The following is a 24,628-nucleotide window of genomic DNA, read 5'->3' as shown; positions in this document are numbered from 1 at the left end:
TTTATTTCAATCGAATTTCGGAAACAGATGTTCCTTGTGCAACCATTGGGAATACGTTGTTTTCTTTTCCCACCATTACTTCTAATAGGTATGCTCCATCATGATTAAGCATTGTTTCAAGCGCCTGACGCAGATCTTTCCGTTCGGAAATCTTTTGTCCATCAATATAATATCCTTTTGCTACTGCCACAAAATCAGGGCTTGTAATATTAACAAAAGAGTAGCGTTTGTCGTGGAACAGCTGTTGCCATTGTCTTACCATTCCCAGGAACTCATTGTTTAAGATCAGGATCTTCACTTTAGCTCCGAATTGCATGATGGTACCCAATTCCTGTAAAGTCATCTGGAAACCTCCGTCTCCTATAATGGCTACTACAGTCTTTTCAGGTGCGCCATACCATGCGCCTATGGCTGCAGGCAGTCCGAATCCCATGGTTCCTAATCCGCCGGATGTCACACTCGACTTTGAATTGTTGAATTTGGCATATCGGCAGGCTACCATCTGGTGCTGGCCAACATCTGTTGTAATGATGGCATCACCACCGGTCAATTCGTTAAGAATATTTATTACTTCACCCATTGTCATTACATCTGTTGTCGGATGTAATTCATTTTGAATGACTTCTTTTATTTCTTCCTGCTCCAGTTGTCTGAATTTTTGCAACCATTCTGCATGACGTTTTGTTTCCTGAATCTTTGCAGTTAATAAAGGCAGGCTGACTTTACAGTCTCCCCATACCGGCACAGTGGTTTGTACGTTTTTGTCGATTTCGGCAGGATCAATATCCAGATGAACGACTTTCGCCTGTTTTGCGTATTTATCCAGACGTCCGGTTACGCGGTCATCAAAGCGCATGCCTATAGCAATCAGGACATCACACTCATTTGTCATCACGTTGGGCGCATAATTACCATGCATCCCCAGCATTCCTACGTGCAGTGGGTGGTCTGTTTCCAGCGCACTTAATCCCATCACAGTAGCTGCGGAAGGAATACCTGCTTTTTCGATGAATGCTTTAAATTCCTGTTCTGCTTTTCCCAGAATCACTCCCTGTCCGAATAATACAAAGGGTTTCTCTGCGCTGTTTATTAAGTCAGCCGCTTTTTCGATGTATTCGTTTCTGACTTCCGGTGCAGGACGGTAGCTGCGGACATGATTACATTTTTCATATCCTTCATAATCGAATAATTGTAACTGAGCATTTTTGGTAATATCAATCAATACGGGACCCGGACGGCCAGTACTGGCAATATAAAAAGCTTTAGCCAATGCGTGAGGGATCTCAGTCGCATCTGTCACCTGATAGTTCCACTTAGTGACGGGAGCAGTAATGTTAATGACATCTGTTTCCTGAAATGCGTCCGTTCCCAGTAGTGACGCGAATACCTGACCTGTAATACAGACGACAGGATTACTGTCAATCATGGCGTCAGCCAAACCTGTTACTAAATTGGTTGCACCCGGCCCGCTTGTAGCAAATACCACACCTGTACGACCTGAAGTACGTGCAAAACCTTGAGCGGCGTGAATACCTCCTTGTTCGTGGCGTACCAAAATGTGCTTCAAACGATTATTATAATCGTATAGTGCATCATAAATTGGCATAATTGCCCCTCCCGGATATCCGAATACGGTGTCAACACCTTCACATAATAAAGCTTCCAGCACCGCCTGAGAACCTGATATCTGTACCGATTCTTTTGGTGTTGCAGCAGGAGCTTTATTCTCTGTTTTTTCAAGTGTACTCATTACTTATTCGATTAGTTTAAAAGTTTTTAGTTGTTGATTATTCGATCTTCCTGTTGCATTACTGATCTGTAACACAGCCTTCGGACGCATCCGAAACTGTTTTTGCGTATTTGTACAGAACACCTTTAGATACTTTCAATGACGGCTGTACCCATTTTTCTCTACGCTTGGCTATCGTAGCATCGTCTACTTTCAGATTGATGGTATTATTGACCGCATCGATCTCGATGATATCATCATTTTCTACCAATCCGATCAGACCTCCCTTGTAGGCTTCCGGTGTAATGTGTCCGACTACAAATCCGTGTGTACCTCCGGAGAAGCGGCCGTCTGTAATCAGTGCCACTGATTTTCCGAGTCCTGCTCCGATAATAGCGGATGTAGGCTTTAACATTTCCGGCATACCGGGAGCTCCTACAGGACCTTCGTTGATGATAACGACTACGTCACCTTTTTTTACAGTACCATCCTGAATTCCGCGGATCAGATTCTGCTCTCCGTCAAAAACGCGGGCAGGACCGGTGAATTTCTCACCTTCTTTACCTGAGATCTTGGCTACAGAACCTTTTTCTGCCAGATTACCGTATAGAATCTGAAGGTGACCGCTTGGTTTGATCGGATTGCTCAATGGCTGAATGATCTTTTGATCATAGTCCATGATGGATTTTACGTCTGCAAGATTCTCTGCTAATGTTTTCCCAGTAACAGTCAGACAATCTCCGTGTAACAATCCTTCATCCAGTAAATATTTCAATACTGCCGGCGTTCCTCCGTATTGATGCAGATCCTGCATCAGATATTTTCCTGACGGCTTGAAATCGGCCAGTACGGGAGTTTCATCACTCATGCGTTGAAAGTCATCCTGTGTGATATCGACTCCTACAGCTTTTCCGATTGCGATAAAGTGTAATACCGCATTTGTACTGCCGCCTAAGATTACAATTGCTCTAAGTGCATTTTCAAAGGCTTTACGCGTCATGATATCTGACGGCTTGATATCTTTTTCTAACAGCGTACGGATATATTTACCTGCCTGAAGACATTCGTCTTTTTTATCTGAAGATACTGCCGGATTAGAAGATGAATAAGGTAAGCTCATACCTAAAGCCTCAATCGCAGATGCCATTGTATTTGCCGTGTACATGCCACCGCAGGCTCCTGCTCCCGGACAAGTATGCTTGATTATACCTTCGTAGTCTTCATCGGACAGGTTACCACAGATTTTTTGTCCTAATGCTTCAAAAGCCGATACAATATTCAGTTCTTCTCCTTTATAATGTCCAGGCGCTATTGTACCTCCGTATACCATTATAGAAGGACGATTCAGGCGACCCATAGCGATGACAGCTCCCGGCATGTTCTTGTCGCAACCCGGGATAGCAATCAATCCGTCATAATACTGTCCGCCACAGATTGTTTCTATGCTGTCGGCTATGACATCACGGCTTACCAACGAGTAGCGCATACCTTCTGTACCATTACTCATACCGTCACTGACACCTATTGTTCCAAAAGTCAAGCCTACCAATTCGCTGTCCCACACACCTTTTTTGACCACTTGTGCCAGATCATTCAGGTGCATATTACATGTATTCCCATCATATCCCATACTTGCAATACCGACCTGAGCCTTATCCATATCTGCATCGGTAAGGCCGATTCCGTAAAGCATAGCTTTGGCTGCGGGTTGTGTTTCGTCTTGTGTAAACGTACGGCTGTATTTATTCATTTGATTCTCGCCGTTAGATGATGACTTCATAGTTTTCGTTCTCTAATACCAGGTTTTTATATCTTCTTTGTATGGAAGCTCCGATTGTATGCTCCCAATCTTCTTTATATTCTATGTGATCCACTTGTCTGATGCCTATAATCTCTGCTGCAGTACCGCAGAGAAAGGCGCTGTCTGCAGCATATACTTCTTCTACTGTCAGTGGTTTTTCAATGATTTCGAAATTCAGATTTCTACAGATATTAATGACTGTCTGACGGGTTATGCCCGGGAAAGCATCCTGTTGAGGTGCTGTATAGATTTTGAAATCTTTTTCAATAAACAGATTCTCACTTGATGCCTGTACTACGAAACCATTCTGGTCCAGTAATAATGCTTCATCAAATCCTTTCTTAATGGCTTCGCTGCTGGCCAGGATCGAGTTGATATACTGACCACTGATCTTTGAATTGACAGGGAAGGCCTTTGGGTTGGGACGCTGAATATTGGAAACACATACTTTCAATAAGTTTTGTCCCAGATAAGGTCCCCATTCCCATGCTGCAATAAGGATTTTAGAATCTGTAGCTGAGGTAAGGTGCATATTGGATCCTGAAAGAACCAATGGGCGTACATAAGCTTCGCGCAGATTATTCAGCGCCAGCAGTTCGTAGGTTTTCTCTACCAGTTCACGGTTATTCCATTTGTACGGAATATTGATGGCTTCACAGGATTGCTGTAATCTTTCAAAGTGCTGCTCTGCTTTGAAGATGCGGGTTCCGTTGTGTGTGTTATATGCGCGCAAACCTTCGAATGCACCATATCCATAATGTAATGCCTGACCATAAAAGTCAACACCTGCCTGGGACGCTTTTACAAAGTCCCCATCTAGGTAGATAAGTGTATTGTTATTGTAATATTGCATACCTTATGATTTGCTGTTGTGTTGAATTAAAATACCTATGGATTTATTCCTCATTTTTACCTGTCAAAGGAAGGTACAGAAGATCCCCTCAATTTGATAATTGTAAGATAGGACGAATAAAAATACTAACCAATAGGGTAACTCATTATTTTGAAATAGTTTTTTATTTTGTTATTTCTGTTTTTACAAAATATAATTTTATTTAAATTTAATTATTCGATATTATTTAATATTTAAGGTAGACCAGAATTAAAATCGGTATACTTTTGATTTTTTAGTGAAATTTTGATTTCGGTCGATTTTCTTCCTGAAATCGTCATTTTGCTGAATAAAGTTCAAAAAAATAAGCCCTTAAAACGACTTGTTTTAAGGGCTTATGAAGTGATTAAAAAATCTTAATTACTATTCTTGTATAATGCCCTCTGCCAGGACAATAATGACATTATTTTTTACTTCAATTACTCCACTTTTAATGTTAAGGACCTCTTCATTGTTTCCAGCCTTAATAATAACCGGACCATCCTCTAATGTAGAGACGATAGGTGCGTGGTTTTTTAATATTTGAAATGAGCCGGCAGAGCCAGGGACAGTTACTGCTGTAACGTCGCCTTCATAAGCCAACTTGTCTGGAGTAATAATTGTGAGTTTCATTTATTTTAATAGTATTTAGTAGTAAGTATTACGTATTTAGACTTTTTTACATAGTAATTAGCAGCAATTGACTTTTTGTCGGTCGTCTGACTACTAATTACTAAATACTAACTACTTATTTATACTGCTTCTGCTAATAATTTTTTACCTTTTTCAATAGCTTCTTCTATGCTACCTACTAAGTTGAAAGCTGCTTCAGGGTATTCATCTACTTCTCCGTCAATGATCATGTTAAATCCTTTGATGGTATCTTTGATGTCTACTAATACACCTTTCAAACCAGTAAACTGCTCTGCTACGTGGAATGGCTGAGATAAGAAACGTTGTACACGACGTGCGCGGTGAACAGTCTGCTTATCTTCTTCCGATAATTCATCCATACCTAAGATAGCGATGATATCCTGAAGTTCTTTATAACGTTGCAAAATTTCTTTTACACGCTGAGCTGTATTGTAGTGCTCATCTCCTAATACTGCCGGAGAAAGGATACGTGAAGTAGAATCCAATGGATCCACCGCCGGATAGATACCTAACTCTGCAATTTTACGGGATAATACTGTTGTTGCATCCAGGTGGGCAAAAGTTGTCGCCGGAGCAGGGTCAGTCAAGTCATCGGCAGGTACATATACAGCCTGTACGGAAGTGATTGATCCGTTTTTAGTTGAGGTGATACGCTCTTGCATCAGACCCATCTCTGTTGCCAGAGTTGGCTGGTAACCTACCGCTGAAGGCATACGGCCTAATAATGCTGATACCTCAGATCCTGCCTGTGTAAAACGGAAGATGTTATCGATAAAGAAAAGTACGTCTTTTCCTTGTCCGTCACCTTCACCATCACGGAAGTATTCTGCAACAGTCAGTCCTGATAATGCTACACGTGCACGTGCACCCGGAGGCTCATTCATCTGACCGAATACAAACGTACATTTTGATTCTTTCATCAATTCCTGATCAACAGTTTCCAAAGGCCATTCGCCTTTTTCCATGCCTTCCATGAAGTGATCACCGTATTTGATAATACCTGATTCCAACATCTCGCGAAGTAAGTCATTCCCTTCACGGGTACGCTCACCTACACCAGCAAATACTGAAAGACCACCGTGACCTTTAGCGATGTTGTTGATCAACTCCTGGATCAATACTGTTTTACCAACACCGGCACCACCGAATAATCCGATTTTACCACCCTTAGCGTAAGGTTCGAGCAAATCGATTACTTTGATACCTGTGAAAAGAACTTCTGATTCTGTTGACAGATCTTCAAATTTAGGAGGTACATTGTGAATAGGACGACCATTGGTTTTGTCTAGATTTTTGATCCCGTCAATGGCGTCACCAACAACGTTAAATACACGTCCTTTGATTTCTTCTCCAATCGGCATTTTGATAGGAGCTCCTGTGTCTACAACTTTCATTCCGCGCACCAATCCTTCGGTAGCGTCCATGGCAATAGTACGAACACAATCCTCACCTAAGTGTTGTTGTACCTCTAAAACGATACGTTGTCCATTCTCTTTCTCGATGTACAATGCATCATAGATTTTAGGAAGATTTTCATTGTCGGCGAAGTTGACGTCAACAACTGGGCCGATAATCTGCGCTATTTTACCAATTTGGGGCATATTATAGGGACTAAATATTTAATAATCAATTACAAAACTCTAAATGAGTCCTATTTTGGACTGCAAAAATAAACTATATCTGCTTAAAAGCAAAACGTTACGCTAATAAAATTTACTTTTTTTTCGCACTTGGTAGATTTGAATATGATTATGACTGAATAGGTTATGCAAAAGCTGTTTTCATGTTATGAATTCTCCACCTTGCAAATAGCTAACACATGGAAGATACCAGAAATCTATACGTGCATCTGCCGGGATAAAAATTATGTTTAAGCTATCAAAAATCATGTTTTATCTCCCTTTGTCTATTATTTTGTTACAATTTATACTAAAACGTTCAATAAATCTGTTATATATGGGTTGGTTTGGTTCCGGACGGAGCCTTGAAACCTGATGCTGATTTACACTTTTTGTATTTATACTATGCTATTTATGATTTCTAAGAAAAACAATCCAAACAGGAGGTATTCCCACTCTCCAAAGATTTTATCCTCTGATTTTGCAACTCCTGCCCCCACAGGTAGACACCTATTAAAATTAGGTATCGTAACAAGTTCTAAACCTCCCAGTTACATTTTCCTGTGACGCCAACCTTATCTCAGGTATTCCCATTTTGCTTTTAACGTATTATTTCATTTCAGATTCTTATAAAAATATTTAACGTAATGATTCACTACCTATATCACGCGTTCTTTTTGACATGTGGTCTTCTTTTTTTTTGTCAAACAGGACGCGCAGACCTTATTGAAAACAAGTATCACAGCTCTTATTCTATTTCGCATTCGTATGTTGCAGCTGACTCTATAGAGATCCGCGGTAAGGTCACTGACTCTGCCGGAATGGCCATTGCAGGAGTGGTCGTTACTGAAAAGGGGACATCAAACAGCGGATTAACAGATCAAAACGGCGAATTTAAAATTGCAGCAGATCCTAACGGGATTCTGGTTGCTATAAAGTCGGGGTTTAAGAATAAGGAAGTCCATGTAAATAATCAGAAGCTCGTAGAGGTCACCTTATCCAGCGGTAAGGCTGAGGCCGAAACAGAAACAACAACAGATTCAGTACCACAGCAGCCAGACTCTGCTAAAGTCACGGTCGCTCCTGATTCTACCGGGACAGTAAAACCAAATATAACAGACAGCAGTGTTGTTAAACAGGATAGCAGTAGCAAGATTGTATCTGGTACACAAGCTTCGGTATCCGGAATTGTCAACGGCCCTAAAGGACCCTTGCCGGGAGTGACGGTTACCATAGTAGGAACTAATCAGGCTACGAATACAGACGAAAGTGGTAAATTCCAGATAGCTGCCGGCCCGAAGAATAAAATAAAGTTCTCATCGATTGGTTACAGATCCCTTACGCAAACAGTTGGCAACAGAAAGGACATACGGGTTGTACTGAGCAGTGAAACGAATGTGCTTGACTCTGTCCAGGTGGTAGCAGTAGGATATGGGACGATGAATCGTGCTACCTTACCAAGTGCCGTATCGAGTATCGGGGCCAATGAAATCAAAGACGAGGTACTTCCGAGTATTACACAGGCTATACAAGGTAAGGCCGGAGGTGTTCAGGTCACGCAGAAGTCTGGTTCACCCGGAGGCGGTATCAGTATCCGCGTAAGGGGTACGACATCCATTAATGCCAGTTCGGATCCGTTGTATGTAGTCGACGGGATTCCGGTTAACAGCACAACAAATTTTACTGGTGGTTCTACCTTTGATTTTGGGGGAGGTACTCAGGGTATAAATGTGCTTTCATCTATCAATCCTTCCGATGTTCAGTCTATTGAAATATTAAAGGATGCAGCATCTTCCTCTATCTACGGTTCACGGGCTGCTAATGGGGTTGTACTGATTACGACCAAAAAGGGTGTAGCCGGACAAAGTGAATTTAACTTCAATATGTATGAAGGATTTTCACAGGTGCCACGTGAAAGATACTATGATCTTATGAATACGGAACAGTATCAGGATTATATGAAGGACTATTACAAAATCCTGCAGGAAAAGGATCCGAATGCAACTATTCCGGATCAGATATTTTCCAATTCCAATGTTAACACGGACTGGCAGGATGCTATTTTCAGAAATGCAGGTACCCGTAGCTACGAACTTTCTGCAAGAGGAGGAAGCGAGAAGACACAATATTATACTTCCGTAGGGTATATGAAACAGGGTGGTGTATTGTTGGGATCAGACTTCAATCGTTTAAGCGGTCGTATAAATCTCAATCATCAGCACAATGACAAACTTAGATTTTCTACGGCAATCAATCTGACAAGAGCAGTTAACAAACGTGTTCAGGAAGAAAACTCGAAAGAAGGAGCGACCAAAAGCGGAATCTTTTCTCCTCCGAACTTAACGGTATATGACGCTTCCGGTAATTTTGCATATGACCAGGTTCGGTTAACGCGTGAAAATCCTGTAGCCATGCTCACACTTCCTACCAATGAAGCTGAAACTTTTCGTGTATTGGCAAACGTTGGTGCAGAATATAACATCATTCCTGAGTTATTACTGAAAACCAGTTTTGGGACAGATATTAGTTTTATTGATGAGACATTTTTTATGCCGCCTGTGGGACTTCGTTCGTATGCCAGTCAGGGTGGTATAGGTGCCCGTCGCAATACCCGGGATCAGCTTTGGATCAATGAGACGACGCTGACTTATGATAAAGTGTTTGGTGATCATGCCCTCAATGCATTGGCAGGCTTCTCGGTTCAGGAGTCCAGACTTGAGTTTGTGCACGGACAACGTTCCAATTTTCCGAATAATGATATTCCTTATATTACGGCAGGAGGTGTTGTTACAGGTGCAAATTCTTATCCTGAAGAATGGGCTATCGCATCCGGGTTTGCCCGTGCAACTTATATCTATAAGGACAAATATATCCTGAATGCAAATGTTCGTTCGGATGGATCATCCCGTTTCGGAGCTGACAATCGTTGGGCAATATTTCCTTCCTTTGCGGGAGCGTGGAGACTTTCGGAAGAAGAGTTTTTGAAAGATTCCAAAATATTGAATGACCTGAAACTTCGGGCGAGTTGGGGAATTACGGGAAACCAAAATATTGGTAACTATGCCAGTCGTTCTCTGTATTCCGGAAACAGCAATTACCTGGGTATGGCTGGATTTATACCCAATGTACTTGGAGACCGTGATCTGAAATGGGAAACTACCCGTCAATGGAATGTGGGTATTGATGCGGGCTTCTTAAATAACCGTATATCGCTGTTAGCTGATTATTATTATAAGAAAACTTCTGATCTGTTAATCGGATTACCAATTCTGACCAGTTCCGGTTACATCAATATATTTACAAACTCCGGAGATATAGAAAATAAAGGTTTTGAGTTTGAGTTGACAACCAAAAATCTGGTTGGCGAGTTTAAGTGGACGACATCCCTGAATATGACCTTTAACAGAAATAAAGTATTGGCACTACCTGAGGGACTGAATGAAATGAGAGGCGGTGTGGGTGATCTGAATCGTGCCATTGTAGGACAACCTCTTGGTGTATTTTATGGATGGCAGGCTAATGGTGTAAATCCACAGACAGGTATGATCGATTATCTGGGACAAGATGGTTCTGCTGTCTCTCCTACGGATTATAAAGATCAAAGGATGATTGGCGATCCTAATCCTTCATTTTTCGGAGGTATTACCAATAATTTCGCCTACAAAAACTTTGATTTAAGTATTCAGGGGCAGTTTACTTACGGAAATGATATCTTCAATTATAATCTGGCTTCCGGATTGGAAGGCTTTAATCCGAGTTCAAATCAGTTTGTTGACTTTGTGGACAGATGGCGTGCTCCGGGTGATATTACGGATGTTCCGAGACCAGCTCCGGGTGATCTGAGTAACGGAGCAGTATCTTCCAGATTTGTAGAGGATGGTTCCTTCTTCAGACTTCGGAATATCACGTTGGGTTATACATTGCCGGCGACAGTTGCTGAGAAGATCAAAATGAAAAAACTTAGATGGTATTTCACGGTACAAAATGCATATGTATTCACTAAATACAGAGGTTATGATCCGGAGGTAAGTTCAAGCCACGGAGGAGCTAATACCGGTTTGATCTATGGATATGACTACGGTAGTTATCCGCAGCCGCGTATATTCACTACTGGTATTAACATGACGTTTTAATTTCCGAAAGCTGTAAACCTGAAATCATCGCAGTTCAAAGCCGGCAACGATCCTGGCGGAGTGCCGAAAATATGACTGCGATAGATTTTGACAAAAAGTATAATGATGAAAAATAAAATAATATTAATCTGTTTGGTTACGATGATAGTCACTTTGAGTACATCGTGTAATAAATTTTTAGATCGTGACCCGATGGGGCAGATCGCACAGGATCAGTTTTTTAATTCGGAGACCAATGCAAATGCCGCTGTTTTAGGTGCTTACCGTACGATGATGAATTCCTTTTCATTTGGTCAGTCGATCGTAATCGTTCCGGAATTTTCGGCGGGACATGTCAGACATTCTGCGAGTTTCCCCGAGTATCAGAATTTTGCAGAACATAAGATACAGGCTATAAACCCCTGGACGGCCAACATGTGGCAGGCGGTCTATGCGACTATAAATGCAGCTAACCAAATTATTGAAGAAGTTCCGAACATGACTCCTGCCATGATAACCGGGGAGAAGAAAAATATATTCGTTGGTGAAGCTAAATTTATCAGGGCATTGAATTACTTTTTTCTGGTTCGGGCTTTTAATAAAGTTCCCTTAAAGCTGACCTATACTAAAGAAGGTGATAATTTTGATATTCCCGAATCCGGAAAAGAAGCAATCTATACACAGATTGTTAACGATTTAACAGAGGCTGTTGCTGCGCTTCCTCAGGCTAATCCTAACACCGGTGATGCTGCCAAAGGAAGAGCTTCTTATTGGGCAGCTAAAGCTTTACTGGCAAAGGTATATTTATATCAGGCCGCTTTTACGAATGATTATAAGAAAGCTGCAGATCTCGCTAATGAAATCATCACGACAGCCGGATTTGGTTTAGTAACAGATTTCAGTACAATCTGGACAACACAAAATACGAATGAGGCTATTTTTGAGATTCAATTTGATGATCAGGCCACAAACCCGCTTGCTGCAGTGGCCAACGATAATGCCAGTGTATTGTTTTTTGCTAAAGATTCTACTATTCAGGATTTATACAGTCCGCAGGACAAGCGGAGAGCTTTCACTGTAAAAAAGGGAAGCAAGAATAATTATTTTATGGGCAAGTTCCCGAATTTCTCTCCTGCAAGTCAGAATCTGACGGTGATTCGTCTTGCTGAAATTTACTTAATCCATGCAGAAGCTCAGGCAAGGGTAGATAATAGTGTCAGTACCGCTGCGTACAATTCGCTAAAAGCTGTGCAGGATCGTGCAGGTGTCACTGTGCCCATTAGCACCTATAGCAATCTGGAAGCATTTATTACAGCTGTGCAGGAAGAAAAGGAAAAGGAGCTTATGTTTGAAGGAGAAACCTGGTTTGATTATAGCCGGACAAAGCTGGCTCTTAGAAAATATGATACACTGACTGATGAAAGATACCTTTTGTATCCGATTCCTTCCGCTCAGATCGCTTTAGGGACAGGACTTACACAAAATCCGGGATATTAACTCTGAATAATAAAGGATAGAGAGTATAAAAAAAGCGGGTTAACCCGCTTTTTTTATACTCTTTTATTTATCTCGTCCTGTAACTGACGGCGTAATTTCTGTTCATTTTCCATTGATTTTTTACGCAGTGTCTGCAATTCATCCTGCAATTGATCTGTGGTCTTTTTGTGGTCTACCGTATCTACTTTTGCTTTTCTGAATGAAGCCAGCGTGATCAGGAATAACAAAGCCAATACAATTATAATTGCCCACACCATAGTATGATAGGTGGCTTTGGAGAAAGGTATGCCGATAAAAGAGATGCTATCTGTTTTTGATCGTTCTTTTTCCAGTTCCTGTGATACATTTTTTACAGAGTCCTGGAGGGCTTTGGTACTGGATGCAAAATTGGTAGAAGAAGATTTTAACGTGTTGATTTCCTGTGAAAGGCGGGCAATACTGTCCTGTACATTTTTCTTGATGATATCAAGATTTTCTTTCCTTATCAGTTTGTAAGGATCCTGTGTGCGGGAAATATAGTTGAGGTGTTGAAACTGACTTTCTATCGTCCCTTTTTTTAATCCGTCATTACTGTATTTAAAAGCAGAGGTCTGAGCGGTACTCCCCGACGGGAAAGATAGAATGGCAAAAAGTAGAGTTGCCGAAATATAACAAAATAGTTTTTTGAAATTCATACAATCTGTTGTGTTATAGATAAGTTTCATATTCATATTTGGTAAAGATGACGCCTATATTTAGTTGCGATTGCTACTAATATACAAATAAATCAATAAACCTTAATTCAAAATCAAGAGAAGCATTATTTTGCTTTTTCCGATATACCTTTTTCTCAGCAGTACTTTGCATTTGTACTTTTAGAACATACATGACAGCGCATAACAGTTCGCGAAGTAAAAAGTTATAATTTGCGGTATCTAAATAATATCAAATATAACCCTATAAATTGTATGAGCTGGATAGCCGGTGTTTTTTTTCATTTTATTGGCGGATTTGCGTCCGGGAGTTTTTATGTACCCTATAAGCGGGTCAAAGGATGGTCCTGGGAGGCGATGTGGATCCTCGGAGGAATATTTTCCTGGGTACTTGTACCACCTGTAGCCGCTTATCTGACAATTCCTAACTTTTTTAAGATTATCACTGACACGTCTTCTTCGATTATCGGCTATACCTATTTATTTGGGTTGCTGTGGGGAATTGGCGGACTGACGTACGGTCTTGGAGTACGCTATCTGGGCGTATCTCTGGGCAGCAGTATTATATTGGGACTGAGTATGGTATTCGGAGCACTGATGCCTTCGATCTATTACTTCTTTAATTCTGTTCCGGGCAAACATGGCATCGATTTCTTTTTTACTACCAATTCAGGGATTTGTGTAATGATCGGACTTTTGATCTGTATCGTGGGTATTTATCTCTGTGGCAGAGCGGGAGTATTAAAAGAAAAAGGGCTGATGAATCTGTCGGGGGCTGTACAGTCTGAATACAAATTTGGCTTAGGAATTACGGTCGCTATTGTTTCCGGAATTCTGAGTGCATGTTTCAACTTTGGAATCGAAGCGGGTAAACCTATGGCCGATGTGGCCAATCAACTTTGGAAAGCTGCAAATCCCGGTCAGGGAGAATTCCTCTACCAGAATAATGTGACGTATATCGTTATTCTATGGGGCGGTTTTACTACCAATTTTATATGGTGTCTGTATCTGTTGGCCAGAAATAAAACATTTTCTGATTATACGAAATCCTCAGCACCGCTTGGCAAAAATCTGCTGTTGTGTGCACTGGCCGGTACAACCTGGTATCTGCAGTTTTTCTTCTATGGGATGGGAGAAAGCAGATTGGGTAACGGAGCCAGCTCCTGGATACTGCATATGGCATTTATCATTCTTATTTCTAACGCATGGGGCGTTATTCTGAAAGAATGGAAAGGTGTCAGTAAACCTACTTACCGCGCTATTATTGCAGGTATTGTGACTATAATCCTGTCGATCTGTATCGTTGGATTTGCTAAAACTTTAGAATAATAACTATAAAAAATATATAAAAGGTGAAAACATATAAGCACGTTAATTACTTGTGGGATGATGAAAAGGCTAAATCTTTGGAAGGAGATGAAGTTGGATTATTACTGTATCGTTCCAATTTATTAGGATCCGATCTTAGAATTACCAACTATGGGGGAGGGAATACCTCATGTAAAGTCGTCGTGAATGATCCGTTAACAGGATCTGCAACAGAGGTCATGTGGATCAAAGGTTCGGGAGGTGATATTGGCACATTGACTAAAAGTGGTCTTGCCGCTTTATATGTAGAACGACTGAGAGGATTGAAGAGTGTATACCGGGGTATCGAACATGAGGATGAGATGGTAGAGCTGTTCAATCACTGTATTTATGATCTGGCGTCTAAAGCGCCTTCTATCGATACACCGTTGCATGGATTTCTTCCGTTCAAACATATCGATCACTTACATCCTGATGCAGCTATAGCAATAGCTGCAGCCAAAGATGGTGAAAGGATCACACAGGAATTGTTTGACGGCACTATTGGCTGGGTGGACTGGCAAAAACCAGGATTTGATCTGGGCCTTCAGCTGAAAGAATGTCTGGATAAGAATCCTTCAATACGCGGTATTATGTTAGGTTCTCATGGGTTATTTACCTGGGGAGATACAGCCTATGAAAGTTATGTCAATACCTTAGATGTTATTGAGCGTTGTGCAGCTTATTTAGAAGATAATTTTGGTAAAAAAGGACCTGTATTCGGAGGTCAGCAAATAGAAAGTCTGGCTGCGGAAGAACGTGTCAGACAAGCTGCAAAACTGGCGCCGGTATTAAGAGGATTCTGTTCGAGTAAACGCCATATGATCGGCCATTTTACAGATGATGACCGTGTACTCGAATTTATAAACTCCAATGATCTGAAACGTCTTGCACCGTTAGGTACAAGCTGTCCCGATCATTTTTTACGCACTAAAATTTCACCTCTGGTACTGGATTTGGGAAAAGATGAAGATCTGTCCGATACAGAGGCTCTCAAGGCACGGCTTGCTCCGGCTTTTGAAGCTTACAGAGCAATGTATACTGCTTATTATGAATCCTGCAAACATCCAAACAGTCCGGCCATACGCGATGAAAATCCGGTAATTATACTTTACCCGGGCGTAGGTATGTTTTCATTTTCAAAGGATAAGCAGACTGCACGGGTAGCCGCTGAGTTTTACATCAATGCGATCAATGTGATGAAAGGAGCGGAAGCAATTTCATCATATACTTCTCTGCCGCGTCAGGAAGCATTCAATATCGAATACTGGTTGCTGGAAGAAGCGAAATTACAACGTATGCCGAAGCCTAAAGCACTATCGGGTAAAATCGCTTTGGTGACTGGCAGTGCCGGTGGAATAGGTAAAGCTATAGCTAAGAAATTTGTCAATGAAGGCGCTGTTGTCGTGCTCAACGACATGAATGCAGAGCGTTTGGAGGCTGTTGCTGAAGAATTCCAATCTACATACGGAAAAGATGCTTTTGCGACAGTAGTCCTGGATGTGACACGTGAAGATCAGATTGAACAGGCATTGAGTCAGTGTGCACTGGCATTCGGAGGAGTAGATATTGTTGTGAATAATGCAGGTTTGTCTATTTCCAAAACTATAGAAGACCATACAGAGAAAGACTGGGATCTATTGTATAATGTATTGGTCAAAGGACAGTTTTTTGTAACCCGGGAAGCTGTCAAAACAATGAAAAAGCAGGCTATTGGTGGTGATATTATCAATATTGTAAGTAAAAATGCTTTGGTAAGCGGACCGAATAATGCGGGATATGGAAGTGCCAAATCAGCACAGCTTCATCTGAGCCGCTTAAATGCAGCTGAACTTGGATCGGCTGGTATCCGTGTCAATGTGGTCAATCCGGATGCCGTTATTTCTGATAGTAATATCTGGGCGAACGGTTGGGCAGAAGGTCGCGCGAAAGCATACGGGATTACGGTGGCTGAATTGCCAGCGTACTATGCAAACCGTACCCTGTTAAAAGAAATTATTCTTCCGGAAGATATTGCCAATGCCTGTTTTGCTTTCGCAGGAGGCTTACTGAACAAATCTACCGGTAATGTGCTTAATGTCGACGGGGGAGTCGCTATGGCATTTGTAAGATAAGTATGACATTCAAGGATTCGGGGGAGAGGTATGAGAATCCTTTAATATATTTGATTTTGCAAGAATTACTGATTATAAACAAACAAACCGAACCATGTTAATTAAAGATAGTTTAATAGAGGAATATAATAACCTGCATCTGGATGCACATAAACGCAGGTTTACATTTTTAGCCGAGACCCTTTCCAATACGGAAGAAATATTACAAAAATTAGGTGTCTTTCAGATCGCTATTCCAAGCTGGGCTTTAGGCACAGGTGGTACCCGTTTTGGACGTTTCTCCGGACAGGGAGAGCCAGGGACACTGGAACAGAAAATCGAAGATGTGGGATTATTGCATAAACTGAACCGTTCGAGCGGAGCTATTTCTTTACATATTCCATGGGATATTCCGCAGGATGCGGAAGCGATCAAACAGCTGGCAAGTTATCACGGACTGGTGTTTGATGCAGTTAATTCCAATACGTTTCAGGATCAGAAAGACCAGAAATACAGTTACAAATTTGGTTCTCTTCATCATGTAGATCCCCATGTACGGCAGCAGGCTATTGATCATAATGTGGAAGTGATCCGTCATGGTATTGCATTAGGATCGAAAGCTCTGACTGTGTGGCTGGCCGACGGATCATCATTTCCGGGACAGTTGAACTTTAGAGAAGCATTTCAAAATACACTTTCTTCATTGAAAGAAATCTACAAGCATCTTCCGTCAGACTGGAAGCTGTTTGTAGAATACAAAGGTTTCGAGCCGTTTTTCTATTCCACCACTATTGCAGATTGGGGACAATCTCTGCTATTGGCCAATAAATTGGGTGATCAGGCCTATACATTAGTAGATCTGGGACATCATCTGCCCAATGCTAATATCGAGCAGATCGTATCTCTGCTGTTAATGGAAGGTAAATTGGGCGGTTTTCATTTCAACGATTCCAAATATGCAGATGATGATCTGACAGCCGGAAGTATAAAACCCTATCAGCTGTTTTTGATTTTCAATGAACTGGTCGAAGGTATGGATGCGAGAGGTATGGATCATGCCACTGGTTTAGGCTGGATGATCGATGCATCACATAATCAAAAAGATCCCCTGGTGGATTTGCTGCAGTCTGTAGAGGCGATTAAGATTGCATACGCTCAGGCCTTGTTAGTAGATCGTGCGGCGCTGAAAGAAGCACAGCAACAGAATGATGTTGTAAAGGCTCAGGAGATTCTGCAGGATGCATTCCGTACAGATGTCAGAAGTATTGTTGCCGAATCCAGACTCCGTGAGGGCGGTGCATTGAATCCGGTTGAATTATATCGTCAATTGGGGGTTCGTAATATCCTGACACAAGAACGCGGTACTGCCAGTGTTGCTACAGGGTTGTAAAAGCAGTAATTTCATAAACTCAACTGTATGAAACCCATACCCGTTATAGCCGTATTTGATGTGGGTAAGACGAACAAAAAACTGTTCTTATTCGATGAGAATTACAGGATAGTATTTGAGCGGTCTGCCCGGTTTTTGGAAACTGAAGATGAAGATGGCGATCCCTGTGAAAATCTGGAAAGCCTGAGACTTGCTGTTTTCGATTCGTTGCACGAAGTATTCCGTAAACCTCAGTTTGAGGTAAAAGCTATTAATTTTTCATCTTACGGAGCAAGTTTTGTCTACCTGGATGAAGATGGCCGGCCGTTGACACCTTTATATAATTACTTAAAGGATTATCCGGACGCATTAGCACAAAAAATATATGACCAATATGGAGGGGAAGAAACGTTTTCTAAAGAAACTGCTTCTCCTGCATTAGGAAGTTTAAATTCGGGGTTGCAGCTCTACCGAATAAAGGAAGAGAAGCCCGGGATTTTTAAGAAAATTAAGTATGCCCTGCATTTACCACAATACCTGAGTTTTTTGTTGTCCGGACAATATTACGCAGACAGAACAAGTATAGGTTGCCACACCACGTTGTGGAACTTTAAAGATAACGGTTATCATAGATGGGTTAGTAGAGATGGTGTCATCGATAAGATGGCACCTATTTGTAACTCTGACGAGGTCTTCAAATCTGCATTTCCGGGTAGTCCGTATGTGATCGGGACAGGACTGCATGATAGTTCTGCCGCTCTGATCCCTTATCTCTTCAATTTTCAGGATCCTTTTATTCTGATTTCTACCGGAACCTGGAGTATTTCATTCAATCCGTTTAATCACAGTGAACTTACTTTAGAAGAGCTGCGGGCAGATTGTCTTTTCTATCTGAGTTATAAAGGAACTCCGGTGAAAGCATCCCGTCTGTTTGCCGGGTATGAACATGAATTGCAAAGCAAAAGGATTGCAGCCCATTTTCAGGTATCTACAGCCAAATTCAGAACAGTGACGACCAACTGGAAGACCATAAAGCAGTTGAAGTCTGTGGATGCTGTTAAAAGTTTTTCAATTAAGACTTTTTCTGAACGAGATTTGAGTATCTTTGAGGACTATGAAACTGCTTATCATCAGTTGATCATGGATATTGTCGAGGTTCAGTATATCGCCACAAAGAGAGTAATGGATGAGACAAATATTCATCGGATATTTGTAGATGGTGGTTTCAGTAAAAACCCCATATATATGAGCCTTTTATCTGAAAAGTTTGAACACCAGGAGGTGTTTGCAGCTTCTATGGCACAAGCCACAGCTATCGGTACGGCATTGTCCATTCATCGCCACTGGAATAGCAATCCTATTCCTAATGATCTGATAGAACTGAAATTTTACGCAAAGAATAACTTTAAAACTGTCAGCTAATCCATGGAAAGTCCTAATTTACTAAAATACGATCCTAGATATCCTTCAGTTGCTGATTTAAAGAAAAGAGCAAAACAGCGTATTCCTAAATTCGCCTTTGATTATCTGGAGGGAGGATGTAACGAAGAAGTCAATCTGAGAAGAAACGAACGTGACTTTGAAGATATTCTGTTGAAGCCAAGCTATCTGCAGAAGTATAACGGAATCGATATGTCTACCACGATTTTCGGACATAAATATGATGCTCCTTTCGGTATTTCTCCAATCGGTCTGCAAGGACTGATGTGGCCTAATGCTCCGGAAATTCTGGCGAAGGCTGCGGCCAAACACAATGTACCTTACATCCTCAGCACCGTTTCGACAAGTAGTATAGAACGTATTGCGGAAGTATCCGGTGGTAAAGCCTGGTTCCAGTTGTACCATCCGACCGAAAACAGATTACGTGACGATATTATCAAAAGATTGCAGGATGTAGAATGTCCTGTGTTAGTTGTTCTTATAGATGTACCTTCTTTCGGTTTGCGTTACAGAGAAATCAAAAGTGGTCTTTCAATGCCGCCTAAAATGAATATCAGCAATATATTTCAGGCATCTATCCGTCCCGTATGGGGTATTGAAACGCTGAGACACGGTATTCCGGGTTTCGCAACCTTACAGCCATATATGGAAAAGGGGCTTAATATGAGTCAGCTGGGACAGTTTATGAACCGTACATTCACAGGACGTGTAGATATTGAAAAGATCAAAGCTATACGTGATATGTGGAAAGGTAAACTTGTATTGAAAGGAGTTGTGACGGAAGAAGATATGAGAGCCTGTATAGAGATGGGTGTAGACGGAGTTATCGTTTCGAATCATGGCGGACGTCAGGTTGATGCCGGAGAATCATCGATTGCATCATTACAGCGATTAGCGAAGGATCCGGAATTTACAAATAAGATCACTATCATGATGGATGGCGGACTTCGCTCAGGTCCGGATATTGGCCGTGCTCTGGCAAGCGGTGCCGAATTTGCTTTTATGGGAAGGCCATTTATGTATGGTGTGGGAGCTTTAGGAACCAAAGGAGGCGATCATACTATTGCCATGTTTAAAGCGCAGCTTAAGCAGGTGATGGAACAGATCTCTTGTGAAAAAATAGTAGATTTTCCGCACTCTCTGATCAAATAGTTGTAAACATATTACAAAATATAAAAAGGCTGATTCATCATTTGAATCAGCCTTTTTTAGTTGATTATCTCCCTTCTGTAAAAGTAATGTGACGGAGATCGAAATTCAGGATGGTGCAGGATGCTGTTTTATGCAAGGTGGGTTATCTTGCGGTAAATAACCAATCAAAAAATTGATACAGCAAAGGAAAAATGGAAACATTGTTTTTTGCTAACAACTGGTAAACCGGATTTTCTAATGATTTACAACAGAAAGAAATTTTTAACACTTTTTGCACAGACACTTGGGTTGATCGCTTGTCATACTACAGTGCTGGGACAAATCTCTGTTTTAAAATTAAGGGAATCAGCCTTTTCAAAAGGATTGAAATATATTGGCCGTGCATTGGAACTGGAAGGCTACTATGTGTGGTGCAGTTCACCGATCTATGCTAACGATGGTCAGGTGCATATATTCTTTTCCAGATGGAAGCAGGAATTGGGAATGGGTGGCTGGCTCAAAGGATCAGAGATTGTACATGCGACAGCATCTGCACCGGATCAGCCTTTTGTTGTAAAAGAAACAGTACTTGCTCCGCGTGGAGCCGGTTACTGGGATGCTACTACTTGTCATAATCCGTCAATAACCCGGTTCAATAATACGTATTACCTCTATTATATGGGTAATTCTAACGGTAAGACCAATACCAAAAGAATAGGTCTGGCCACCGCTGAATCATTGGATGGACCGTGGAAGCGTACAGATCAGCCGATTTTAGAAGCAGGGGAAGAAGGGAGCTGGGATGACCATTGTACAACGAACCCTACAGTAATACAAACAGCGGATAAAGCGTATTACCTTTTTTACAAATCCTGGAACACAGCCGACTATCTGGCAGAGAAAGGGGCCATACGTGGTAATCGTAAATATGGATTAGCCGTTGCATCTTCTCCGGAGGGGCCTTTTAAAAAATATGCGCAGAATCCTGTTATTGATTTCTCTGCAAAAGGAGGGAATGCGCAGTTTGAAGATGCTTTTGTCTGGATCGAAAAGGGAGTATTTTATATGATTGCCCGGGATATGGGTGTTCAGAGTCACGAAGACGGATTATTGATGCGGTCTGCTGATGGTAAGAAGTGGTCTGAACCTGCACTGGCTTTTAAAGCGGTGACCACTTATACCAAAGAAGGGCCTTATCCGGCATCTCTCAAACGTGTCGGCCGGCTGGAACGTCCCATGCTGCTGTTAAATAAAGAGAATCAGCCCGAATGGCTGTTCGGAGCGTCTCAGGGAGGAAAATATAATACTTCTTCCGCAATGGTTTTCCGTTGTACATCAAACCAAATCTGGTAATTTTTTCAAATCGTAACCTATTAAAACAACTATATCATGAACGTATTCAAATGTAATCCGAGAGTCCTTGCTCCAAAAGCCATGCTGATGGGCATCCTTTTGGTATTTGTTTCATTCACAGCTTTTGCTACATCAGACCCGGGCTGGGTGGACAAAGTAGGCGCAAGAAATTTTAAAGTCGGGAAAGCTGTTGTATATGCCAACGACTTTGGAGCCAGGGAAGATGGAAAGACCATAAGCACAAAAGCTATTCAGCAGGCTATAGATGCCTGTGCAAAAAAAGGCGGAGGTAAGGTGCAATTCCGTCCGGGCAAATACCTGACGGGTTCTGTTTTTATCAAATCCGGTGTATTTCTGCATGTAGATGAAGGAGTAGAGCTCTTAGGTAGCCAGTCTTTGGAAGATTATCCTCAAATCAATACCCGTGTGGCCGGCATAGAAATGATCTGGCCAGCGGCTCTTGTGAATATCAACGGGCAGCAAAAAGCCGGAATATCAGGAAAGGGAATTATCAACGGACAGGGGAAGCCATTCTGGGATGCGTACTGGAAGCTGAGATCGGAATATGATAAGAAAGGATTGAGATGGATTGTAGATTATGATGCACAGCGTCCGCGCACTGTGATTGTAGACGGAAGTGAAGATATCATTATCAGAGACGTGACATTGAAACAGGCAGGTTTCTGGACGGTTCATTTGCTTTACTCTTCATATGTCACCGTGGACGGGATTATTATTAAGAATAATATTAATGGTATCGGTCCGAGTACAGATGGTATTGATATTGATTCCTCCAAATGGATCCGTATACAAAATGCAGACATAGATTGCAATGATGATAATTTCTGTATTAAATCCGGTCGTGACTGGGATGGCCTGCGGGTCAACAGACCGACCGAGTATGTCCTTATCACCGATTGTATATCCCGTAAGGGAGATGGTCTGATTACCTTCGGCAGTGAGACTTCCGGTGGTATGCGCCACATTATTGCACGTAATCTCAAAGCACACGGTACTAAAGTCGGAATTCGTCTCAAATCAGCGCGAAACCGGGGTGGGGTCGTGGAAGATATTCTGCTCGAAAATATACAGATGGACAGTGTCAGAACGGCATTTGAGGTTACTCCAAACTGGAACCCTTCTTACAGCTATTCCAAACTTCCGGCCGGATATGACATCAATAAAGTACCGGAGCATTGGAAAAAGATGGTGACTCCTGTAGAGCCTGCCAGCAAAGGAATTCCAACATTTCAGAATATACAGATCAAAAATGTCTTTGTGAAATTTGCACAGCGTGCTATCAATGTAGACGGTTTACAGGAAAACCCCTTACAAAAATTCAGCCTTGAAAATGTAGCTATCACTGCAAAGACTGCAGGCGTGATCCGCCATGCCAAAAACTGGCAGCTGAAAAATGTAAAAGTAACTGCTCAGGATGGTACGAAGGTCGTACTTGAAGATACAGAGAATATTAACCTATAAGCCCGTAATCTAACATGAAGAATATATTTAACCTCAATATCATAGCCGTTGCTGTCTGCATGCTGATCATGCACACTGCATCTGCACAGGAAAAAGTCTGGACCGATGTTTCGCAGCCCTTACAGGAAATCGAAGCATTGCGAAAAATCATTGTCAGACCTACATTTAAAAATAAGGATTACAATATTGCCGACTTCGGGGCGAAAGGAGATGGTGTGACCAAGAATACAGAAGCATTCCGGCTGGCTATAGAAAAATGTCATGCTGAAGGCGGAGGCAGAGTTGTGGTGCCTAACGGTGTTTTTCTGACAGGTGCTATTTACCTCAAAAGCAATGTCAATCTGCATCTCACAGATGGTACTACTATTTTGTTTAGTCGCGACAGTTCGGATTATCCTATTGTATTTACGCGTTGGGAAGGGATGGAATGTATGAACTATTCTTCCTTTATCTATGCGTATGGGGAAGAAAATATTGCGATCACAGGTAAGGGAACATTAGACGGAAACTCGGATAATGATAATTGGTGGTGGTGGTGCGGAGCCCGTAAATATGGATGGAACGAATCCAGAAGCGGAGAACAAAAACCTGCAAGAGCCAGACTGCATACAATGATGCATCAGGAAGTCGATGCTAAGCAGCGTGTATTCGGAGACGGACAGTACCTGAGACCCAATTTTGTACAGCCTTACAATTGTAAAAATATCCTGATCGAAGATATCAGGATGATTAATTCGCCGATGTGGAATCTGAATCCTGTATTGTGTGAAAACGTAACTATAGAACGCGTTAAAGTGATTAGTCATGGACCAAACAATGACGGTTGTGATCCGGAAGCCTGTAAAAATGTACTTATAAAAGACTGTTATTTTGATACAGGAGATGATTGTATTGCGATCAAATCCGGAAGAGATGAGGACGGACGCAACATCGGCCGTCCCGCTGAGAATCATATCATTGAAAATTGTATTATGAAAGACGGACACGGAGGTGTCGTTATCGGTAGCGAAATCGCTGGCGGAGCCCGTAATATTTATGCGCTGAATAATAAGATGGACAGTCCTAATCTGGACCGTATCCTTCGGTTGAAAACAAGCTCCAGCCGCGGAGGTATTATCGAAAATGTCTTTATGAAAGATGTAGAAGTAGGAACATATAAGGAAGCTGCTGTCAAATTCAATATGTTTTACGAAAAACCAGGTGATCATATCCCTACAATCCGCAATGTATGGGTAGAGAATATGCACGTTAAGAAAGGCGGCAGATATGCATTGATGTCAGCAGCATACGAAAGTTCACCCATTAAAAATTTCCGTATGGTCAATTGTGATATCAATGGTGTGAAAGAACCGTATAAAGTGGATTATCTGGACAATATCATATTTGAAAATGTAATTATTAACGGCGTAAAAACAGAGGCTCCTGCAGGAAAGTAGAG

General features: G+C 41.7%; 16 protein-coding genes. 10 read left to right on the top strand and 6 right to left on the bottom strand.

The genetic code is table 11. The features are described 5' to 3' along the window. Position 1: 1 nt before the first annotated feature. The 5 genes from ilvB to atpD all read right to left on the bottom strand — a co-directional run bounded on the left by ilvB (position 2) and on the right by atpD (position 6,656). Complete coding sequence (ilvB, locus tag HMPREF0766_RS18760; protein WP_003000776.1) at positions 2 to 1,750, bottom strand: biosynthetic-type acetolactate synthase large subunit; 1,749 nt, start codon at positions 1,748 to 1,750, stop codon at positions 2 to 4. A 58-nt stretch (positions 1,751 to 1,808) separates the two neighbouring features. Then, positions 1,809 to 3,509 (bottom strand): dihydroxy-acid dehydratase, encoded by a 1,701-nt coding sequence (gene ilvD, locus HMPREF0766_RS18755; protein WP_003000774.1) that lies wholly within the window; start codon positions 3,507 to 3,509, stop codon positions 1,809 to 1,811. Then, complete coding sequence (locus HMPREF0766_RS18750) at positions 3,493 to 4,383, bottom strand: branched-chain amino acid transaminase (protein ID WP_003000773.1); 891 nt, start codon at positions 4,381 to 4,383, stop codon at positions 3,493 to 3,495. The genes ilvD and HMPREF0766_RS18750 overlap by 17 nt, the downstream gene beginning before the upstream one ends. A gap of 402 nt (positions 4,384 to 4,785) precedes the next feature. Then, the gene (gene atpC / locus HMPREF0766_RS18745; protein ID WP_003000770.1) at positions 4,786 to 5,034 is read right to left on the bottom strand and encodes an ATP synthase F1 subunit epsilon; all 249 of its coding nucleotides are present in this window, start codon (positions 5,032 to 5,034) and stop codon (positions 4,786 to 4,788) included. Between the two features lie 119 nt (positions 5,035 to 5,153). After that, positions 5,154 to 6,656 (bottom strand): F0F1 ATP synthase subunit beta, encoded by a 1,503-nt coding sequence (gene atpD / locus HMPREF0766_RS18740; protein ID WP_003000768.1) that lies wholly within the window; start codon positions 6,654 to 6,656, stop codon positions 5,154 to 5,156. Between the two features lie 665 nt (positions 6,657 to 7,321). Here atpD and HMPREF0766_RS18735 point away from each other — a divergent pair. Further along, complete coding sequence (locus HMPREF0766_RS18735) at positions 7,322 to 10,807, top strand: SusC/RagA family TonB-linked outer membrane protein (protein ID WP_003000766.1); 3,486 nt, start codon at positions 7,322 to 7,324, stop codon at positions 10,805 to 10,807. Between the two features lie 153 nt (positions 10,808 to 10,960). Then, positions 10,961 to 12,283: a RagB/SusD family nutrient uptake outer membrane protein gene (locus HMPREF0766_RS18730; protein ID WP_248676783.1), complete on the top strand. Its 1,323-nt coding sequence runs from the start codon at positions 10,961 to 10,963 to the stop codon at positions 12,281 to 12,283. 53 nt (positions 12,284 to 12,336) lie between these two features. Here the strand turns inward: HMPREF0766_RS18730 and HMPREF0766_RS18725 are convergent, their stop codons facing one another. Then, positions 12,337 to 12,957, bottom strand: a complete 621-nt coding sequence (locus HMPREF0766_RS18725) for a hypothetical protein (RefSeq protein ID WP_138944210.1) — start codon at positions 12,955 to 12,957, stop codon at positions 12,337 to 12,339. A gap of 273 nt (positions 12,958 to 13,230) precedes the next feature. Between HMPREF0766_RS18725 and rhaT the strand changes: the two genes are divergently transcribed. The 8 genes from rhaT to HMPREF0766_RS18685 all read left to right on the top strand — a co-directional run bounded on the left by rhaT (position 13,231) and on the right by HMPREF0766_RS18685 (position 24,626). After that, a complete protein-coding gene (rhaT, locus tag HMPREF0766_RS18720) occupies positions 13,231 to 14,304 on the top strand; it encodes an L-rhamnose/proton symporter RhaT (protein WP_003000759.1) in 1,074 nt (357 codons plus the stop codon). Positions 14,305 to 14,327: 23 nt separating this feature from the next. After that, positions 14,328 to 16,436: a bifunctional rhamnulose-1-phosphate aldolase/short-chain dehydrogenase gene (locus HMPREF0766_RS18715; RefSeq protein WP_003000758.1), complete on the top strand. Its 2,109-nt coding sequence runs from the start codon at positions 14,328 to 14,330 to the stop codon at positions 16,434 to 16,436. A 94-nt stretch (positions 16,437 to 16,530) separates the two neighbouring features. After that, the gene (locus HMPREF0766_RS18710) at positions 16,531 to 17,805 is read left to right on the top strand and encodes a sugar isomerase (RefSeq protein ID WP_003000756.1); all 1,275 of its coding nucleotides are present in this window, start codon (positions 16,531 to 16,533) and stop codon (positions 17,803 to 17,805) included. A 27-nt stretch (positions 17,806 to 17,832) separates the two neighbouring features. Next, positions 17,833 to 19,206: an FGGY-family carbohydrate kinase gene (locus HMPREF0766_RS18705; RefSeq protein ID WP_003000753.1), complete on the top strand. Its 1,374-nt coding sequence runs from the start codon at positions 17,833 to 17,835 to the stop codon at positions 19,204 to 19,206. Positions 19,207 to 19,209: 3 nt separating this feature from the next. Next, positions 19,210 to 20,376, top strand: coding sequence for an alpha-hydroxy acid oxidase (locus tag HMPREF0766_RS18700; protein ID WP_003000750.1), 1,167 nt, complete (start codon positions 19,210 to 19,212; stop codon positions 20,374 to 20,376). 237 nt (positions 20,377 to 20,613) lie between these two features. After that, entirely contained in the window at positions 20,614 to 21,708 is a 1,095-nt protein-coding gene (locus HMPREF0766_RS18695; protein WP_003000746.1) for a glycoside hydrolase family protein, read from the top strand. A gap of 36 nt (positions 21,709 to 21,744) precedes the next feature. Further along, positions 21,745 to 23,190 carry a glycoside hydrolase family 28 protein gene (locus HMPREF0766_RS18690; RefSeq protein ID WP_003000745.1) on the top strand — a complete coding sequence of 482 codons (1,446 nt, stop codon included), beginning with the start codon at positions 21,745 to 21,747 and terminating at the stop codon, positions 23,188 to 23,190. A gap of 14 nt (positions 23,191 to 23,204) precedes the next feature. Beyond that, the gene (locus HMPREF0766_RS18685; protein ID WP_003000743.1) at positions 23,205 to 24,626 is read left to right on the top strand and encodes a glycoside hydrolase family 28 protein; all 1,422 of its coding nucleotides are present in this window, start codon (positions 23,205 to 23,207) and stop codon (positions 24,624 to 24,626) included. Positions 24,627 to 24,628: the final 2 nt, after the last annotated feature.

It is taken from the genome of Sphingobacterium spiritivorum ATCC 33861 (assembly GCF_000143765.1).
In the GTDB taxonomy this organism is placed as follows: domain Bacteria; phylum Bacteroidota; class Bacteroidia; order Sphingobacteriales; family Sphingobacteriaceae; genus Sphingobacterium; species Sphingobacterium spiritivorum.
Note: the sequence above shows the minus strand (reverse complement) of the source record. Positions and strands in the feature narration are given on the sequence as shown.

What these genes read in the sequence shown, in the direction of transcription:
- HMPREF0766_RS18685 (WP_003000743.1), top strand. Translation starts at nt 23,205, where the DNA reads ATGAAGAATATATTTAACCTCAATATCATAGCCGTTGCTGTCTGCATG.
- HMPREF0766_RS18735 (WP_003000766.1), top strand. Translation starts at nt 7,322, where the DNA reads ATGATTCACTACCTATATCACGCGTTCTTTTTGACATGTGGTCTTCTT.
- ilvD (WP_003000774.1), bottom strand. Translation starts at nt 3,509, where the DNA reads ATGAAGTCATCATCTAACGGCGAGAATCAAATGAATAAATACAGCCGT.
- ilvB (WP_003000776.1), bottom strand. Translation starts at nt 1,750, where the DNA reads ATGAGTACACTTGAAAAAACAGAGAATAAAGCTCCTGCTGCAACACCA.
- atpC (WP_003000770.1), bottom strand. Translation starts at nt 5,034, where the DNA reads ATGAAACTCACAATTATTACTCCAGACAAGTTGGCTTATGAAGGCGAC.
- HMPREF0766_RS18695 (WP_003000746.1), top strand. Translation starts at nt 20,614, where the DNA reads ATGATTTACAACAGAAAGAAATTTTTAACACTTTTTGCACAGACACTT.
- rhaT (WP_003000759.1), top strand. Translation starts at nt 13,231, where the DNA reads ATGAGCTGGATAGCCGGTGTTTTTTTTCATTTTATTGGCGGATTTGCG.
- HMPREF0766_RS18690 (WP_003000745.1), top strand. Translation starts at nt 21,745, where the DNA reads ATGAACGTATTCAAATGTAATCCGAGAGTCCTTGCTCCAAAAGCCATG.
- HMPREF0766_RS18705 (WP_003000753.1), top strand. Translation starts at nt 17,833, where the DNA reads ATGAAACCCATACCCGTTATAGCCGTATTTGATGTGGGTAAGACGAAC.
- HMPREF0766_RS18725 (WP_138944210.1), bottom strand. Translation starts at nt 12,957, where the DNA reads ATGAATTTCAAAAAACTATTTTGTTATATTTCGGCAACTCTACTTTTT.
- HMPREF0766_RS18710 (WP_003000756.1), top strand. Translation starts at nt 16,531, where the DNA reads ATGTTAATTAAAGATAGTTTAATAGAGGAATATAATAACCTGCATCTG.
- HMPREF0766_RS18750 (WP_003000773.1), bottom strand. Translation starts at nt 4,383, where the DNA reads ATGCAATATTACAATAACAATACACTTATCTACCTAGATGGGGACTTT.
- HMPREF0766_RS18700 (WP_003000750.1), top strand. Translation starts at nt 19,210, where the DNA reads ATGGAAAGTCCTAATTTACTAAAATACGATCCTAGATATCCTTCAGTT.
- atpD (WP_003000768.1), bottom strand. Translation starts at nt 6,656, where the DNA reads ATGCCCCAAATTGGTAAAATAGCGCAGATTATCGGCCCAGTTGTTGAC.